The 1,165-nt window shown below is 77.5% G+C and carries 1 pseudogene; it reads right to left on the reverse strand.

From position 1 onward, the window contains the following. A pseudogene (locus AB0J68_RS32415) lies at positions 1 to 1,165 on the reverse strand (LuxR family transcriptional regulator); the annotation flags it as partial.

Raw genomic sequence — 1,165 nt, forward strand, 5'->3', positions numbered from 1 at the left:
CCAGGTGCAGGTAGGCGCAGGCCACGTCCTCGGGCTGGCCGGCGCGCTCGGCGGTGTCGAGGGCGTCGCGCATGACCGCCAGACCGGCGTCCGGGTCTTCCAGAAAGGCGTCGCTGAAGCCCAGGGCCGAGCTGGCCAGCACGACCTCGGTGGCGGAACCCTCCGCGTTCTCGGCCAGCGCCAGCGCCTCCCGCGCCCGCTCGCCGGCGTCGGCGTAGCGGCCCAGGTGCAGCAACAGCTCGGCCAGCCGCGCGGCGGCGGCGGCCCGGTCTCGCGGCGAGCAGTCCGCCGCCTCCAGCGCCCGCTCGTACTCCTCCTCGGCGAGCGCCGAGCGCCCCGCGGCGGCCAGGTACCGGGCCCGGCGGATGTGCAGCGCGCAGCTCGGAGCGCCACCCTGTACGGCGGCCAACTCCTCCAGCAGGGCCAACGCGCGGGCGTGCTCCCCACAGTGGTGGGCCGCCTCGGCGGCGTTGCCGAGCAGCTCGATCCGGTCCACCTCCAGCGAGCCGGAGTCGCCGGCCAGGTGCAACGCCGCCGTCCAGTGGCGGTGCGCCTCGGCGTAACCGTGCAGCCGCTCGGCCTCCTGCGCGGCGGCCACCGCCGCCGGCAACGCCCGCGCCGGCTCGCCGGCCAGCCGCCAGTGATGCGCCAGCCGGGCCTGGTGCAGCTCGCCCGGCGCCGCGGTCAGCGCCTCGGCGTAGCGGCGGTGCAGCCCGGAGCGTTCGGCCGGCAGCAGCTCGTGCGCCAGCACCTCGGCGACGAGGCGGTGCCGCAGCCGGTAGCCGTCGTCGGCGCCGACCAGCAGCCGGTGCGCGACCGCGGCGCGTGCGGCGTCGATCAGCTCGTCCTCGGGCAGCCGCAACACCTCGGCCAGCAGCCAGTGCTGCACGGGCTCGACGCCCGCCGCCACCGCGTGCACCACGGCGTGCGCGTGCTGCGGCAGCGCGTCGACCCGGTCGAGGAAGATCTCGCGCAGCGTCTCGGACAGCCCGTCCCGCCCGTCGCGCAGGTCGCGGGCCAACTCCTCGATGACGAACGGGTTGCCGCCGCTGCGCTGCCACACCTGCTCGGCCGCGTCGGGCGGAAGCGCCCGGCCGACCACCGCGGCGGCGAGCTGCTCGGTGCCGGCGCGGTCCAGCGGGGACAGGTCGAGCACCCGGACCGT

The organism is Micromonospora sp. NPDC049580, assembly GCF_040675595.1.
In the GTDB taxonomy this organism is placed as follows: Bacteria; Actinomycetota; Actinomycetes; order Mycobacteriales; family Micromonosporaceae; genus Micromonospora.